This window comes from Thermomonospora umbrina, assembly GCF_003386555.1.
Taxonomy (GTDB): Bacteria; Actinomycetota; Actinomycetes; order Streptosporangiales; family Streptosporangiaceae; genus Thermomonospora; species Thermomonospora umbrina.
In genome coordinates this window covers 1,535,531-1,551,190 of the sequence record NZ_QTTT01000001.1, presented here as the reverse complement: position 1 = coordinate 1,551,190, position 15,660 = coordinate 1,535,531, and the positions used below count along the sequence as shown (strand labels likewise).

Genomic DNA, 15,660 nt, shown 5'->3' with positions numbered 1-15,660 from the left:
CACGGTCCCGACACCGGAGAAGGAAGTCGGTGCGCCCGATGACCTCTCGGGCGCACCGAATGCCTCGCGCTAGGAGCCGAGGGCGTCCCACACCCCGCAGTTGTGTTCATTGCGGAGGGCGTCGAATGGCAGCGTCTCGTTCGCCCCGGGCTTGAGATCGCGCCACGGGGTGGTGGAGTCGAATCGGGGCCACAGGGGGCTCCGGACGCCGATGTTGGGATTGCCGGTCGCGGCGAAGTTGCCCCAGTAATGCATCATCTGCTCGGACAACGCGCTCTGGGCCGTCGTGAACGGTGGCGTGGTGGTGATGTCGAACAGGAAGGGCAACTCCGAGCCGTGGTAGGCGCCCAGGTCGACCGAGTTCGGAGGCACCAGGTCCCAGACCGGGGGATTGGGGTCGCTGAACCGGTAGGCGAACGTCCGGGTCTTCGTGGACAACGCACGAGCCGTCCGGATGTTGGGGCAGGCGAAGAGGTTGTCGGTGAAGAGGGCGGCCAGCGCCTTCTCCGGGCTTCCGTACCTGGTGGACGAGTAGACCTGACCGAGGAGGAGGGCCGCCTGGGGGCCGACGGCGGCGGTCAGGAGTTGCCGGTACTCGTCCTCGGTGAGGGTGTCGCCCACCGACTGGTACTGGAGGGCCGTGATGAAGCGGCCCTCGTCGCGGGTGTGGCCGACCATCACGGGGATGCGCGGTAGCCGACCCGACTCGATCAGGGCCTGCGGGTGGGCGGGGATGATCCGGCCGTCGATCACCGGCGTCCAGACCGGCAGGGTCCCCGGAGGGGGCTGGATGGAGAGCAGTTCCGACACGCTCTTACCGCGCAGGCACGCGATCTGCTCCGGTCCGGCGGGGCAGCCGAGTCCGGTCGCGTAGGTCTGACTCCGGGCGGTCGCCTGTTCCATGGTGCCGTTCTGCGTGGCCTGGCTACAGGGACCGCTCTGGAGGATCGCCCGGTGCATCAGCCCGGCGGCCGAGGGCGAGACCATGTTGATGCACGTGTCGATGGACCCGGCGGACTCGCCCGACAGCGTCACCCGGGTCCGGTCGCCGCCGAACGCCCCGATGTTGCGCCGTACCCAGCGCAGTGCCGCCTGCTGGTCCTGGATCCCGTGGTTGAGCGCGGCGTTCTCCGCCTGGAGGCCGGGGAGCGTGAGGAAGCCCAGCGGGCCGAGCCGGTAGTTCACCGTGACCACGACGCTGCCGGTCCTGTCCGCCAAGGTGTCGGCGGGGTACTGGGTGCTGTGGCCGCTGGTGTTGGCGCCTCCGTGCAGCCATACGATGACGGGCTTCCGCTTCCCCCCACGGGAGGGCGTGTAGACGTTCAGGTAGAGACAGTCCTCGCTGATCGTCTCGACCTTGGGCTGAGGGCAGGCGGCCGGCGGGCGGGTGCCGTCGCGGACCCCGGACCAGGCCGGCGCGGACTGCGGGGCCTTCCAACGCAGGTCCCCGACGGGGGCGGCGGCGTACGGAATCGCCAGGTAGGTGCCCGCCGACCCCCGGACGGCCCCCGATCCGGTCTTGATCACGTCCGGTGTCGGCCCGGCGTGGGCCGCGCCGCCGGTCGCCAGGACGGCGGCGCAGGTGGCGACGGCGGCCCACACCGACCGCCGGAGACGTCTCGTCATACGGCTCCTCCTTCGGAGAACGGAGGGACAGCATGGGGTTTCGAGACGTTCAGGTTCCAGGTCGATCACACGTCAATCGGTGGTCATATCGGGTGAGTCGGAGACCTTTCCGGCGGAGTGCGCACCCGCTAGTTTTCGGGTCCATGGAACGCACGGTCGCGGCGCGACTGGAAGAGGCACGGGCTCGGCGCTTCGTCGGCCGGGCCACCGAGCGGGCGGTGTTGCGGGAGGCGCTGCGTTCGCCCGAGCCCCCCTTCACCGTCCTGTACGTGCACGGCCCCGGCGGTGTGGGCAAGTCGGCGCTGCTCGGGGCGTTCGCGGGGATCGCGACGGAGGCCGGGGCCGTACCGGTGAGGGTGGACGGCCGGGCCCTCGACCTGTCGCCCGAATCATTCGCCGCCGCCATGGACCTGCCGGCCGAGAGCCGGGCCGTCCTGCTGGTCGACACCTACGAGGCGATCGCCGCGCTGGACGGCTGGATCCGCGAGGTGCTGATCCCCGGGCTGCGTTCCGACACGATCGTGGTGATCGCCGGCCGCAACCCGCCGTCCCCCGGCTGGTCCGCCGACCCCGGCTGGCGCGACCTCCTGCACACGCTCAAGCTGGAGAACCTCACCCCCGAGGAGATCGAGGCGTACGCCAAGGCCGCCGGCCTCGAACCGCGCAAGCACGAACGACTCGCGGCGGTCACGCACGGCCACCCCTTGGCCCTGGTGCTGCTCACGGACCTGCTCCGCCGGGACCCGAACGGCGGCGACGACCTCACCGGCTCGCCCGACCTCGTCACCCGGCTCGCGCAATGCTTCATCGCGGACGCGCCGGGCGAACGCCATCGCCGCGCGCTCCAAGCCTGCGCGCACGCCCGGTTCACCACCGAGCCGTTGCTGCGCGCCGCGCTCGGCGGGACCGTCGAGGACGTCTTTGCGTGGCTGTGCGGGCTGCCGTTCATCGAACGGGGCGAACTCGGGGTGTTCCCGCACGACCTCGTCCGCGACGTGATCTCCGCCGATCTGCGCTGGCGCGACCCCCAGACGTTCACGGACCTGCATCGCGGGATCCGCGCCCACCTGCTGGACCGGGTGAACGTCACCACCGGCCGGCAGCAGGCCCGATGGATCACCGACGCCAGCTTCCTGGCCCGGACCCATCCCGTCATCCGCCCCTTCTGGGACTGGGACACGCTGGGCGCGGCGTACGCCGATCGGGTGACACCCGAAGACCACGCCGCGATCCTCGACATGACGGCCCGGCACGAGAACGCGGAGACGGCCGCGATCATCGCCCGCTACCTCGACCACCCGGCGGCTCAGGTCTTCGCGTTCCGCGCCGGGGCCCGCGAGCCGCAGGGCTTCGGTGTCCTCCTGCGCCTGGACGAGATGAGCGCCGCCGACCTCACCGCCGACCCGGCCACGGCGGCGGCCTGGGCCCACGTGACCTCCCACGGCCCTTTGGCCCCCGGCGAGCAGGTCGCCATGGGCCGGGCCCTCATCGACCGCGACCACTACCAGGGCCCCTCGGCGTCCCGGAACGTCGCCTCGGCCATGCACACGCAACGCATCCTCCGCAATCCCGACCTGGCGTTCGACTTCATCGCCTCCCTGCGAGACGGCGAGCACCACGCCCCCGTAATGGAGCACATCGGCTACCACCGCCTCCCCGAGGCCGACTACCGGATAGGCGACGCGCACTTCACCGTGTACGCCCGCGACTGGCGTGGCCGTACCCCCCAGAGTTGGGTCGCCATGCTCGGAGACCGAGACCTCGGCCTCACCGAACCCGCCGACGAACAACCCACCCACTCCTCCTATGAGGACATCACCGCCGCCGTCCGCGCCGCCCTACGCGACCTCCACGCCCCCGAACGCCTGGCCACCAACCCCCTGATGCGCCTACGCCAGGTCACCTCTGCCGACCCCACCACCTTGCAGACCATCCTCCGGACCCTCATCGCGGAGATAGGCGCCACCCCCCGCCACGAGCGCCTCCACCTGGCCCTGGACCGCACCTACCTACACCCGGCCCCCACCCAGGAACGCGCCGCCGAGACCCTCAACCTCTCCCTGAGCACCTACCGCCGCCACCTCACCGCCGCCATCACCCTCCTGACCGACCTCCTCTGGGCCCGAGAACGCGACACCACCCTCAACCACCCCTGACCATCGGAGCAGACGTACGGCAAGTCGGCGGGGTGTTGGTGGGCGTGTGTGATGGCGGCGGGGGTGTCGGGGAAGAGGAGGCCATCGCGGCGGAGTTCGTCGGCGAGGGTGTGGTCGTGGTGGGGGTGGATTCCGGACGGCAGGACGGTGATGCCGCGTTGGCGTAGGCGGGCGATGGCGTGCAGGGAGCCGACCTCGATCATTCGAACGGTGGTGGCGGGCAGTACCCCGGTCAGTGCCGCGAGAGGGATCCGTCCGACTACGAGACCTTGCGCGCCCACTCCGAAGCCGTGATCCACATGGCGATGATCGACCTCATGACCCGCCGACTCACCGGATCCACCCCCACCTGGCGTGACCTCTGAGCTTGGAGATGGAGGACGAAACTCCCCTTCAGAGCGCGCTGAGGAACTCGAGCAGCGCCCCGTTGACCTCGTCGGGGCGTTCTTGCTGGATCCAGTGGCCGCAGCCGTCCAGCAGGTGGCTTGCGGTGAGGCCGGGCAGGGTCTCGGGGTAGGCGTCGATGGCGTCGGCCAGCCACATCGTGGAGGCGTCGCGGGTGCCGCCCAGGAACACAGACGGCTGGGCGATCGGCGCTCCGGCGTACGGGTTGAGGTCCTCCCAGTCACGATCCATGTTCCGGTAGCGGTTGAGGCCGCCGGTCAGTCCGGTCCGTTCGAACTCGGCGGCGTAGAAGTCGAAATCCTCCTGCGACAGCCAGGACGGTAGCGGGCCGGTGGGGAACCGTTCGCGCAGCGTGCCGCCGTCCTTGGTGACGAAGTGGGGGTCGGGCTCGTCGGGGCCGGGCATCGTGTCGGCCGACAGGGCACGGTAGAAACCGGCGAGCCAGCCGCGGACGTCGGGTTCGATCTCGGCCTCGGCCCGTCCGGGCTCCTGGAAGTAGGAGACGTAGAACTCCTGATCACCGCCCATGTTCGCGAACACCTCGCTGGGCCGTGGCCCGCCCGGCGGAGTGTAGGGAACGCTCAGCAGGCCGACGGCCCGGAACACCTCGGGCGCGACCAGCGCGGACTGCGCCGCGATCGTCGCTCCCCAGTCATGGCCGATGATGACCGCCGAGGCCTCGCCCGAAGCGTGGACCACCGCGACGTTGTCGGCGACCAGGTCGAGCATCCGATAGGCGGCGGGTTCCTGCGGCTTGGACGAACGCCCGTATCCCCGCACGTCCAGCGCGACCGCTCGGTAACCGGCCTCCGCGAGCACCGGCAACTGCCGCCGCCACGAGTACCACGACTCGGGGAACCCGTGGACGAGCAGCACCAGCGGCCCGCCGCCCAGCTCCACCACATGGATGCGCCCGGCCTCCGTGGTCACCATCCGGTGCTCGACCTTCAACGTCAACCCCCTCGTTCCCTGGTCGTGCCATCCTCAACGATCAAGGTGGGCCTACCCAACCGCTGTTGCCATTCCGGCAACAGAACCGCCAAGAGAGCGGCATGAGCGGACCCTTCTCTGTGCCAGGAGCCCTCGGGCATGTACTTGCGCAGCGAAGTGGATCCCACGTTCGGTCGAGGATCAGGAGGTCGGCTGCGGGAGGTACCCGGCGCCATCAGCGGCTCGGGTGGGCGCGGCAACCGAATCGGCAAGACCGCCGAGCGGCACGGCGAGGCCCGGCCCCCGGCGTCGGTGGCCGACGAGGAGATCGGCGAGGCGCTGGAGTTGCTGCGGGGAGGCGCGGCGGTCAACACCCGCCGCGCCTCGGTCGGTTCCTGGCTCGCCCGGTGCCGGATGCGCGGGCACGAAGCCCCGGCCGTCCCGCCTGGACCGAACGGCCGCCCGTCCCCGATTCGGAGACTCCGGCCCGCTCCAGGCTGGAGATCGACCGGCTGATCGCACGCCGCGAGGTCGGCCTGCGGGAGAAGACCCTGTAGGTACCCGCGGTGGCCTTCGCCGCGCCCGGCACCAGGTGATCGGCGGCCACGGCGAGCAGGGGAAGACCTGCGAGCAGCAGGACGAGGGAGAGCAGCATCGGCGGCACCTTCGGTCGCGGGCGGACACACCGCCGACCAGGCTTCCCGGCACACCACGCGAGGCCCTCGACCTGACACGCCTTTTAAGGCCAACCGCGGGTGACGCCATGCCTCCCCGGTGGCCTCCCTCGGCCAACGACGTGGGTCCGATGGGCCCGACGCCTTGGTTGCGGGGAACGGCCCCCACCCTGTCCTGCCTCCGTCTCGAAACCTCAGCCGGTCCGACCGGTCCGCAACGGCTCGTTCCGGTCGGCGCCGTTTCTTCGACGCGCCTGCGGCCTCCGTGGCGTCCCACGGAACCGGTCATGGTCCGTCGTCGTCGGGCCGCCGTACGGCGGGGTCGTTCTCCTCGGCCTGCCCGCCCGGGGTGTGCAGGAGGGAGCGGAGGCGGCCGTGCCAGGTGGGGGTCTCGCGTTCGTCGTCGAAGCCGCGGGCCACGACGACGTCGGTGGAGGAGTGGGCCAGGATGGACAGGGCGATGGTCGCCGCGACGAGGTGGAAGATCTCGTCGGCTGCGGGGATGCCCGACTCGAGCACCAGCAGGCCGTAGACGACCGATGCGAAGCCCTTGGGGCCGAACCACATGACCGCGGCCTGTTCGCGGGCGGTCAGCCCCGAACGCAGGAACGACACCCAGATGGCCACCGGCCGCGCGACGATCAGGGCCAGGAGGGCGAACAGCCAGCCGGCCCAGCCGACGTCGCCCAGGAACGTCGGGGACAGCAGCGCCCCGAACACCAGCAGCGCCGCCAGCTTGAGGAGTTCGGCGATCAGCTCGCCGAACTGCTCGAACGCCTCGCGGTGCTGTTGTCCGATGGTCGCGACCGTGACACCGGCGGCGAACGCGGCAAGGAACAGGTTGCCGTGGGTCGCCTTGCCGAGCGCGAGGACCAGCAGCCCGATGGCGACCGCGTTCAGCGGCTCGTACTTGGCGGAGATCGCGAACAGCCGGGTGCGTTCCAGCATGATCGCCGCCCACGGGACCGCCACCCCGATGACCAGGCCGAGCGCGAGTTCGCCGCCCAGCTCGCCCAAGTGCAGGTCGTCGGAGCCTTGGGCGATGGCCAGGAACAGCACTACGAACGGCAGGATGAGGCCGTCGTTGACGCCGGACTCCACGTTCAGCAGATGCCGCAGCCGCGGCGGGACCCGCTCGTTGCCGACCAACGCCGCGGCGAACACCGGGTCGGTGGGGGTGAGGACCGCCGCGATCAGCAGCGATTCCGTCCAGCCCAGGCCCACGATGTAGCGGGCGAGCAGGGCGGTCACCAGGAGGGTCAGCGGCAGCCCCCAACCCAGCGCCCGGCCGGGCAGCCGCCAGGCGCTGCGCAGGTCCGGCCATCCGGCGTGCATCCCGTCGGTGAACAGCACCGCGAACAGCGCCAGCTCCGCCAGCGTCGCCACCACCGGATCGCCCGGCCGCAGCACCACCACGCCGCCGACGCCGTCTCCCAGCAGGAATCCGCCGACGAGGAACAACGCGGCCGTGGACAAGATCGTGCGATGGGCGAGGCTGGAGATCAGCACCGCCACCAGCAACAGCACCGCGAACGCGGTCAGCAGAGCACTCATGGGCGCGTCGGCGCCTTCCCGGGTTCAGCCACCTGTGGCACGTCGGACAGGACATGCCGACCAGGCTTCCCGGCTCACCGGGACATGACCCTAACCGGACAGCCGGCACACCGGCCAGCCCATCCCCGGTGGCCTCGCCGACGACACACCCCGAAGGTGGTCACCGCCGACGCGGATCTCGCCGGTACGCCACGGTGACGCGACAGGAGGAGACCAACGCGGCGATCCCGATGACGCCGCAGATGACGGTCCCCATCGACTGGGCGATCATCGCCCCCCACTCCGGCGAGCCGCCCACGGCATGCACGAACCCGTCGGCACCGACATCGAGGGCGCGAACGCGCCTCCCCGCCTCCAAGCCGTCCTCGTCGGCACCTCGCAGCTCGACCTCCCGATCGACGACAGCGACATCGCCCTGCGGAACGAACGAGCCGTACCACGAACACGTACGAGAACAACGCCAGGTCTCCACCACGAAAACCCCCGGCCGGCCGTCACCCTGCGCCGCCCGCCGCGTCGCCGCCCCCTCCAGGACCGCGCCGCGGAACAGCACCCCGGCAACGGACAGGAACACCAGCGCGGCGGTCCACCCCGACACCCACGCCCAACGCGACCCGACCACCACGAACCGCCTCTGGTAGAACGCCTTCGCCCACCACACTCACATCCGCGAACGGCGGGCTCAACAGCCGAACGGTCGGTGGGCCGGTCCGGCGGGCCACAAGGGCCATGGTCGTCGCGTCCGGCTCGTGCCTCTGCAATGTCTCCGACGTCGGCGGCGTCGTTCCCTCATTCGGGTGGGGTGTCGGCGATGGGCAGTCGTTGGTCCAGCCCCGTGAGTTGCAGGACGCGATGGAGGTGGACCGAGGGGCGCAGCACCACCAATCGCCCTCCGGCTCGTTCGGCCGTCCGCCAGGCCCGGATCAGCACGTTCAGACCCGACGAGTCGCAGAAGGTCACGCGCGAGGCGTCCAGCACGATCCACGGGGAGGTCTGCACGGCATCGCTCAGCCGGTCGTGGAGGGTCTCGGCGGAGGCCATGTCGAGGTCTCCGACGACCTCGACGGTGACCCACCGCCCGCGTAGGCCCGCCGAAACGGTGAACCGGTCTTTGCCCGCATCATCGGCGGAGGCTCCGGGGAGGACGGTCATGCCGGGTTCCCTTTCCGGAATCGTCTGGACGGCGCGACGGAACAGGGCCTCGTCACGACATGGCCCTGGCGCGCACCCGAGAACGCCTTCGCGGTCGGGCGGGTCGCTCCGACCGAATTGTCGGCGTGCGCTCCCCAAAGTGCGGCGGTGGTGCAGTCCGCGGGGAAAGCCTCGTGGTCGTCCCGATGACCTGGAGCGCGCGGCGCGTCTGGCCCCGGTGGGCTTACTGGGCCGGTGGGGTGCACCTCTCGCCTTTCGGGACCGTCGGGTGAGGACTTGCCGACCAGACTTCCCGGCGCACCAGGCAACGACCTTAACGGCGCATCCGCCGGGTCGCCACCCGCCGAGCGTGTCAGGGGCCACCTCGGCTCTGAACTGGGCAAGCAACGGGGGACACGGTGGACGGCACGCGAGCCGGAACACCACCGTGCCCTGTGGAATCCCGAGTTTGTCCCGATGAACGACGATGAAACTCGGACCGCCCGAAGAACCACGGAGTATGGCTTTTGTCTACGGCACGAGGAAACCCCGATGCGGCCGTTCTTCATGATCAGGTCATGGCGACCCGGGTCGTGACGGAACGGCCGCATCCGGTGCGCGTCAACGGATCGCGATCGACGTCTCCGGGCCGTGCGACCCTTCACCGTGTCGGGTGCTCATGGTCGCGCGTCCGTCCACGAGTACGGCCGGCCCGGCGGCCCGGCCTGCTCGGCCCCCGATCCAGGCCCGACCTGGTCCAGCTCATCGACGGCGCGGTGACCGCCGCCCACCTCAACAACGACCACGACGCCGCCCAGACCGGCAAAAGGACCGCCCGGCTCCTCCTCGGCACCGCCACCCGGCCGTGAACGACTCACGGACGACCCGAGCACACACCAAGCAGAGACGCAGGTGGTCACCGGCGGCGGTGCGTCATGCCCGTGGAGGTCTCACCGGGTGACGTTCCCTGGGATTCCGTCGATTGGTAGATGTCGGGGATCCCGTCGTGGTCCAGGTCGGCGGTCTCGGCGAGGTGGATGCGCCGGTAGACGCGATTGCGCAGTCGCAGCACGACGGCGGCCAGGACGCTGGCGACCAGCGAGGCGGTCAACACGGCGATCTTCACGTGTTCGGTGGTGGCGTGGTCGTCGGCGAAGGCCAGTTCACCGATCAGCAGCGACACGGTGAAGCCGATGCCGGCGAGGATGGACAGGCCCACCACGTCCACCCAGGCCAGGTCCCGATCGAGGTCGGCGCGCGTGAAACGCCCGACCGACCAGGTCGCCGCGAGGATGCCCACCGGCTTGCCCAGCACCAGACCGGCCATGACACCCAGTGAGACGGGATCGGACAACGCCGAGGACAGCCCGTCGAGCCCACCGAAGGCCACACCGGCCGACAACAGGGCGAACACGGGCACCGCCAGCCCCGCCGACAGCGGCCGGAACCGATGCTCGAAGTGCTCCGCCAACCCGGGACCCGCTTCGGGGCCGCCGCCCGCCTTGCGCCTTTGCGCCACGGGCACCGCGAAGCCCAGCAGGACCCCGGCCACGGTGGCGTGGACCCCCGACTCGTGCACCAGCACCCACGTGGCCGCGGCGAGGGGCAGCAACAGCCACCAGGCTTGAACGCGACGCTGCACCAGGAAGGTGAAGACGGCCAACGGCACGAGCGCGCCCAGCAGCGCGGCGGGCGACAGGTCCACGGTGTAGAAGACCGCGATGATCACGATCGCGATGAGGTCGTCCACCACGGCCAGCGTCAGCAGGAACGTCCGCAGCGCCGACGGCAGGAAGCGCCCGATCACCGCCAGCACCGCCAACGCGAACGCGATGTCGGTGGCCGAGGGGATCGCCCACCCCGCGGCGGCCCCGTCCACCCCTCGGGTGATGACGAGATACAGCAGCGCCGGAACGAGCACACCGCCGAACGCCGCCGCGATCGGCACCGCCGCACGCCGGGGATCGCGCAGGTCGCCGGCCACGAACTCGCGCTTGAGCTCCAGCCCGGCCACGAAGAAGAAGATCGCCAGAAGCCCGTCGGCCGCCCACGTCGCCAGCGACAGGTCCAGATGCCAGGACGCCGGCCCCACGGTGAAGGCGCGCATCGACTCGTACGCACCGGACCACGGCGAGTTCGCCCACACCACGGCGATCACCGCACCGGCCAGCAGCAGCGCGCCCCCGATGGTCTCCTGCCGCAGCACCTGCGCGACCCGGCTCGCCTCCGGCCACGAACCACGACCGAAGAGCACACTTCTGCGCGGCGGCACACCACTACCCGACACCGGGACTCCCTGAGATCGACGACATCAACGAACGCGACGAACGCGTTCGAACATCGCCGACCAGACTTCCCGGCACACCGTGACCAATTGTACGCGATCCTGCACAAGCCGTCCCTATGAGACTGATCACCGTGCGGATCTGCCCGGCCTGCCGGCCCGGTGCGCACGGACGATCTCGGACTCACCCGCCGGCCCGAGCCACACGCGCACCGAACGGCGCCGGCGACTTGCACGGCGACCTTGGCGGACGATGTCCGGCGTGGTCCGCTCAGCGGTCGCTGAGGCAACAGGACGACTCGCGGCCGAGTGCAAGGGCCCCTCATCGATCGGTGGCCGATCCGGTGACTCCAGTCGACGCGCTCGAACGTCGTACCCGCCGACCGTTGCGGCCCGGCTTCCGCATGTCCTCAGGGGTCACCTGTCGCGTACCCCTCGAAGCCGGACCGTGGGCAGGCGAGCCGCCGCGATCTGATGCCGTGGTCCACGGCCGAGGTGAGTGGGTCGACCGGGCACACTCGGTGCGATGCCGCATGGGATCCGGCTCACACCGAGCAGGCTCGGTCAAGCGCGGTGTCTCCTACGGCTCGAGCCGGTCCGCCAATTCGGCGGAGAACTGCTCGGCGTCCGCCAGGCGGAGACGGAGTTGCTCGCATCGTTCGTCGACCATGGTGCGGTAGGCGGTGAGCCGGTCGGCCAACTCGGCGCGGCGGACGGGTTCCAGGTCGTCACGCTGCAACTCGTCGAGGGTCGACAGCAGGTCCCGCATCTCCTCCAGGGTGAAGCCGAGCGGCTTCATCCGCTTGATCACGTGGAGGCGGGCGATGTCGTCGTCGGTGTAGAGGCGGAAGCCTCCTTGGGAACGGGCGGTGGGCGGGGCGAGCCCCACCTCTTCGTAGTGGCGGATCGTGCGCAGGCTCAGCCCTGTCCGCTCGGCGACCTCGCCGATCTGCATGCGCCCGCTGCCCATCCGATTCCCTCTCTGTCATCGGTGCCCGACACTCCCGCTGCCGATCCGGAGTGTCGGCAGATGCCGCCCGGCTCAGCCTGCCGGCTCCAGACGGACGTCCGAGCGACGTCGCCATGTCGGCGCCGTTCGCACGGACGAGTCCATACCGGGTGAGAGCGGGGTGGACGCCCCCGCCGGCGGCGATCGTAGCCCGTCGCCTCCGGACGGCGGTCCTGCGCGCAAGGCGTCCTGGACCCCGGCGGCGGGACCGGGGTGATGGCGCACCCGTTCAGTGGTCTGCGGTGAGTTCGCCGGACAGGGTGCGGTGGATGTGGGCGCTGGGCTTGTTGAGCCCGACGATCTCGACCGTCTTGCCGCGCTTGTCGTACTTGGTGGTGACGGCGTCCAGGGCGGCGACCGTGGAGGCGTCCCAGATGTGCGCGTCGGTCAGGTCGATGATCACGTGGTCGGGGTCGCCGGCGTAGTCGAACCGGTAGATCAGATCGTTGCTGGAGGCGAAGAACAGCTCTCCGGTGACCGCGTACACGACGTGGCCGCCCTCGGGGTCGGTGACGGCGGAGACGTTGACCAGGTGCGCCACCCGCCGCGCGAAGATGACCATGGCGGTGACCGAGCCGACGATGACGCCGATCGCGAGGTTGTGGGTCGCGACCACGACGGCGACGGTGACGACCATGACGAGGGTCTCGCCGAGCGGCATCCGCTTGAGGGTGGCGGGGGAGACCGAGTGCCGGTCGAAGGTGGCCAGCGACACCAGGATCATGACGGCCACCAGGGCGGCCATGGGGATGTCGGACACCAGCGGCCCGGCGGCGATGCACAGCACCATCAGGAACACCCCGGCCAGGAACGTCGACAGCCGGGTACGGGCCCCGTTCTTGACGTTGATCATCGTCTGGCCGATCATGGCGCAGCCGCCCATGCCGCCGAAGAACCCGGTGACGATGTTGGCGATGCCCTGCCCGATCGACTCGCGGGTCTTGCCGGAGTGGGTGTCGGTGAGGTCGTCGACGAGCTTGGCGGTCATCAGCGACTCCATCAGCCCGACGAGCGCGAGCGCGAACGCGTACGGGGCGACGAGCGTGAGGGTATCCAGGGTGAACGGCACGTCCGGCAGACCCGGCGTCGGCAGGGCCGAGGGCAGTTCGCCCTTGTCGCCCACCGTGGGAACGGCGATGCCCGCACCGAGGGTCAGGGCGGTCAGCGCGGCGATCGACACCAGCGGCGCCGGAACGACCTTGGTGAGCCGGGGGAACAGCACCATGATCGCCAGCGCGCCGGCCACCAGCGGATACACGCCCCAGGGAACGTCGCGCAACTCCGGAACCTGCGCCAGGAAGATCAGGATGGCCAGGGCGTTCACGAACCCGACCATGACGCTGCGCGGTACGAACCGCATCAGCCGCGCCACCCCGAGCGCACCCAACGCCACCTGGAAGACCCCGCCCACGATGACGGCCGCGACGAGGTACCCGAGCCCGTGGTCACGCGCCAGCGGCGCCACCACGAGCGCGACCGCTCCGGTCGCCGCCGAGATCATCGCCGGCCGGCCTCCCACGAACGCGATCGTGACGGCCATGGTGAACGAGGCGAACAGCCCGATGCTGGGATCCACCCCGGCGATGATCGAGAACGAGATCGCCTCGGGGATCAACGCCAGCGCGACGACCAGACCGGCCAGCACCTCCGTGCGGATCACCCTCGGCGTCCATGTGGCGCGCAGGGCGGCGGGCGACAGGCGCCCGGACAGGGCAGTGAGCAACACAGGCTCCAAGTGAAGGGTTCGCGTCGTACAGGGGGGCGGCCGGCACACGATCACCGACATGGGCGACGCGACACGGATCGGCCGTCGGTCTCACGATCGGTGCCAGGTCGGGCCTTGGGGTCCGCCCGCCGTCGTCACATCCGGAGCTCAGGCGGTCGAGGGCGCCTCTCGCCACCGACCCAAGGGATCGGGTCCTTCATCGACCCGTCGAGGCGCGCTCCGGGCTCCGGGTGTCACCGTGTCCGCCCCTGCCCGGCGAGGTCACCACGGCGACCCGAAGGCATGAACGGCTTCACGAGGCTCCCGATTCGGTCTGGAACACCCACCGGGCGCGTGCCCGACGATCTCAACTCTAACGTAACGAGAGAGTTGGGCATGCCGGCCGCAAGGCCGAAGAGACGCTTCTCACGTCAACGGGCGGATGCGCCGGCGACCGGGAGGCCGCTGAGGCCCTCACCTATCTCACGTGCGGCGGCCCGGTCCTCGCGAAGACGACCGGGGCGGGTGCTCGGCTCAGTTGTGGCAGTCCTGGGTCGCCAGGTCCAAGACGAGTTCCTTCACCCGGCCGTCGGCGATCAGGAACGTGTACACGGCGGCGGGGTTGCCGGGGACTTTGGTGAACGAGAGGTTGGGCCCGTTCTGTAGGCGCGGGTAGGCGTTCTGGACCTGGGCGAGGGACGAGCCGAGGGTGATGCCCTCGGGGGTGCGCATGTCGGCGACGGCGAAGATGGAGGCGACGCCGAGCCCGGCCGAGAGGTTCCCGCCGGCAGTGGAGGCGGGGCGGGGGTGGGTCTTGAGGTCGAAGGTGCCGCAGCCGTGGTCCTTCGGCGGCTTGAGTTTGACGGTGATCAGGCCGGTGGCCTCGGCTTGATCGAGGGTCATGCCGAGCTTGAGGGCCCCGTAGCCGTCCGGGCCCAGGTGGACGGGCCCGCCGGGAGATGCGGTGCCATCGGAGGGGCGATCGCCCGAGCCGCCCGGTGTTGCGGAGGCGCCGGGCGTTCGGGGCGAGGTCGGGCCCGTTGCGGGCTCGTCGCCGGCGCATCCGGCCACGAGGAGCGGGGCCATGGCCGTGATGGCGGCGATGCCGGGCAGCCGTAGGTTCACGTTCGTTCCTCCCTGCGGGCGCCGATGTGCCGGTTCATCATGGCAGCCGCCCCTGTGCCGCACGGCCCTGCAGGCTTATAGATCGACACGCGGGCGGTGGGGGGTTCCATGCACTGGCGGTCGTGCGCCGCGACTACGAACCCGCGAACGTGGTCGTCCACGTCGACGGGCTCGGCAAGCTCATCGGGCCTCGGTGTCGCCGCCCTGTCCGGGCAGGATGCGCGGGGAGGCGGCGCGGCCCACATGGTCGTGGGTGGTACGGCCAAGCAGCTCGGGCAAGCCCGCCCGACGTCGGTACGTTCGCCGACGAACCGCACGCTGCCACGGCCGCCTACGACTGGGAGCAGCGGGGCCCAGCGGACCTTTGCCGCCAGGGCGGGCCCTGGTCCCGATGGCGCTTGTCGGCGGGCGGGGGAGGCACCGACGCGAGCCGGGAGCACCGGCGTGGAGACGTATCCAGGGGTGGTGATGTCGGGTGCCGGAGGCGAAGCCGCGCCGGTGGCCACCGGCGGCGTCGCCACCTTGGCGATTCAACGGGCCGACACCGCCTCGCCCCCCAGCCGGCCCCCTGGTCTTTCTGCATGGGTGCACGTTCGGCTCCAGCACGGGCCCACAACAGGGAGGCCGCTGCACGGGTCGGCCCTGCCGGGGGCGAGGGTCCCATGCCGTTCGCCGCCCGCCACGTGGAGCGTGCCCGCCAGGTCGCGGCCCGGCGCGGTCCACGGCACGGGACCGGACAGTGCGAGGTCCACCTTGCAGACGCCGCCCCCGTGGCGGAAGCGCCGCAGGCTGCGGGTGTAGTCGTCCGGCAGGAGGTCGCCGGCCGGGTTCAGCGGGCCGGCGGGGGCGGTGTCGAGCAGGAGGGCCCGGTGGCGCGGCAGGTCACGCAGCGATTCGACGCGGTGTCCGGTGGTGATCCGGCCGCCGTGGGCCTTCAGCGCCGTGGTCATCGCGGACACGATCGACCTGCTGCCGCCGTGCGGGATCGGCCGGCCGACCGCGTGCGGCAGGGTCCCGAGATGGCGGCCGTCCAGGAAGACGACCGCCATCGTGGGGAACGT

14 protein-coding genes are annotated in these 15,660 nt (G+C 70.8%); 4 read left to right on the top strand and 10 right to left on the bottom strand.

Annotated elements, in window-relative coordinates; genetic code table 11:
- Positions 1 to 69: 69 nt before the first annotated feature.
- Positions 70 to 1,626 (bottom strand): carboxylesterase/lipase family protein, encoded by a 1,557-nt coding sequence (locus tag DFJ69_RS06730; RefSeq protein WP_116021678.1) that lies wholly within the window; start codon positions 1,624 to 1,626, stop codon positions 70 to 72.
- Between the two features lie 143 nt (positions 1,627 to 1,769).
- Here DFJ69_RS06730 and DFJ69_RS06725 point away from each other — a divergent pair, with 143 nt between their 5' ends.
- Positions 1,770 to 3,782, top strand: a complete 2,013-nt coding sequence (locus DFJ69_RS06725; protein WP_116021677.1) for an ATP-binding protein — start codon at positions 1,770 to 1,772, stop codon at positions 3,780 to 3,782.
- A gap of 38 nt (positions 3,783 to 3,820) precedes the next feature.
- Positions 3,821 to 3,949 carry a hypothetical protein gene (locus DFJ69_RS36090; protein ID WP_281275820.1) on the top strand — a complete coding sequence of 43 codons (129 nt, stop codon included), beginning with the start codon at positions 3,821 to 3,823 and terminating at the stop codon, positions 3,947 to 3,949.
- A 226-nt stretch (positions 3,950 to 4,175) separates the two neighbouring features.
- On the opposite strand, the gene DFJ69_RS06715 is transcribed toward DFJ69_RS36090, so the two are convergent.
- Entirely contained in the window at positions 4,176 to 5,144 is a 969-nt protein-coding gene (locus DFJ69_RS06715; protein ID WP_245974085.1) for an alpha/beta fold hydrolase, read from the bottom strand.
- Between the two features lie 132 nt (positions 5,145 to 5,276).
- Here DFJ69_RS06715 and DFJ69_RS06710 point away from each other — a divergent pair, with 132 nt between their 5' ends.
- Complete coding sequence (locus DFJ69_RS06710; protein ID WP_211328531.1) at positions 5,277 to 5,633, top strand: hypothetical protein; 357 nt, start codon at positions 5,277 to 5,279, stop codon at positions 5,631 to 5,633.
- A gap of 443 nt (positions 5,634 to 6,076) precedes the next feature.
- Here the strand turns inward: DFJ69_RS06710 and DFJ69_RS06705 are convergent, their stop codons facing one another.
- The 3 genes from DFJ69_RS06705 to DFJ69_RS06695 form a co-directional block, all read right to left on the bottom strand.
- Positions 6,077 to 7,345, bottom strand: coding sequence for a cation:proton antiporter (locus DFJ69_RS06705; RefSeq protein WP_116021676.1), 1,269 nt, complete (start codon positions 7,343 to 7,345; stop codon positions 6,077 to 6,079).
- Positions 7,346 to 7,505: 160 nt separating this feature from the next.
- Positions 7,506 to 8,006, bottom strand: a complete 501-nt coding sequence (locus tag DFJ69_RS06700) for a hypothetical protein (protein WP_116021675.1) — start codon at positions 8,004 to 8,006, stop codon at positions 7,506 to 7,508.
- A 128-nt stretch (positions 8,007 to 8,134) separates the two neighbouring features.
- The gene (locus tag DFJ69_RS06695) at positions 8,135 to 8,497 is read right to left on the bottom strand and encodes an STAS domain-containing protein (protein WP_116021674.1); all 363 of its coding nucleotides are present in this window, start codon (positions 8,495 to 8,497) and stop codon (positions 8,135 to 8,137) included.
- Between the two features lie 557 nt (positions 8,498 to 9,054).
- Here DFJ69_RS06695 and DFJ69_RS06690 point away from each other — a divergent pair.
- On the top strand, positions 9,055 to 9,345 hold the full coding sequence (locus DFJ69_RS06690; protein WP_116021673.1) for a hypothetical protein: 291 nt from the start codon (positions 9,055 to 9,057) through the stop codon (positions 9,343 to 9,345).
- A 47-nt stretch (positions 9,346 to 9,392) separates the two neighbouring features.
- Here DFJ69_RS06690 and nhaA read toward each other — a convergent pair whose 3' ends face one another.
- The 5 genes from nhaA to DFJ69_RS06665 all read right to left on the bottom strand — a co-directional run bounded on the left by nhaA (position 9,393) and on the right by DFJ69_RS06665 (position 15,648).
- Entirely contained in the window at positions 9,393 to 10,748 is a 1,356-nt protein-coding gene (gene nhaA / locus DFJ69_RS06685) for a Na+/H+ antiporter NhaA (RefSeq protein ID WP_116021672.1), read from the bottom strand.
- Between the two features lie 592 nt (positions 10,749 to 11,340).
- Entirely contained in the window at positions 11,341 to 11,730 is a 390-nt protein-coding gene (locus DFJ69_RS06680; protein ID WP_116021671.1) for a MerR family transcriptional regulator, read from the bottom strand.
- A gap of 268 nt (positions 11,731 to 11,998) precedes the next feature.
- Positions 11,999 to 13,480, bottom strand: a complete 1,482-nt coding sequence (locus DFJ69_RS06675) for a SulP family inorganic anion transporter (protein WP_245974711.1) — start codon at positions 13,478 to 13,480, stop codon at positions 11,999 to 12,001.
- A gap of 528 nt (positions 13,481 to 14,008) precedes the next feature.
- Positions 14,009 to 14,599, bottom strand: a complete 591-nt coding sequence (locus tag DFJ69_RS06670) for a hypothetical protein (RefSeq protein ID WP_116021669.1) — start codon at positions 14,597 to 14,599, stop codon at positions 14,009 to 14,011.
- A gap of 530 nt (positions 14,600 to 15,129) precedes the next feature.
- Positions 15,130 to 15,648 (bottom strand): hypothetical protein, encoded by a 519-nt coding sequence (locus DFJ69_RS06665; protein ID WP_211328530.1) that lies wholly within the window; start codon positions 15,646 to 15,648, stop codon positions 15,130 to 15,132.
- Between the last annotated feature and the right edge of the window lie 12 nt (positions 15,649 to 15,660).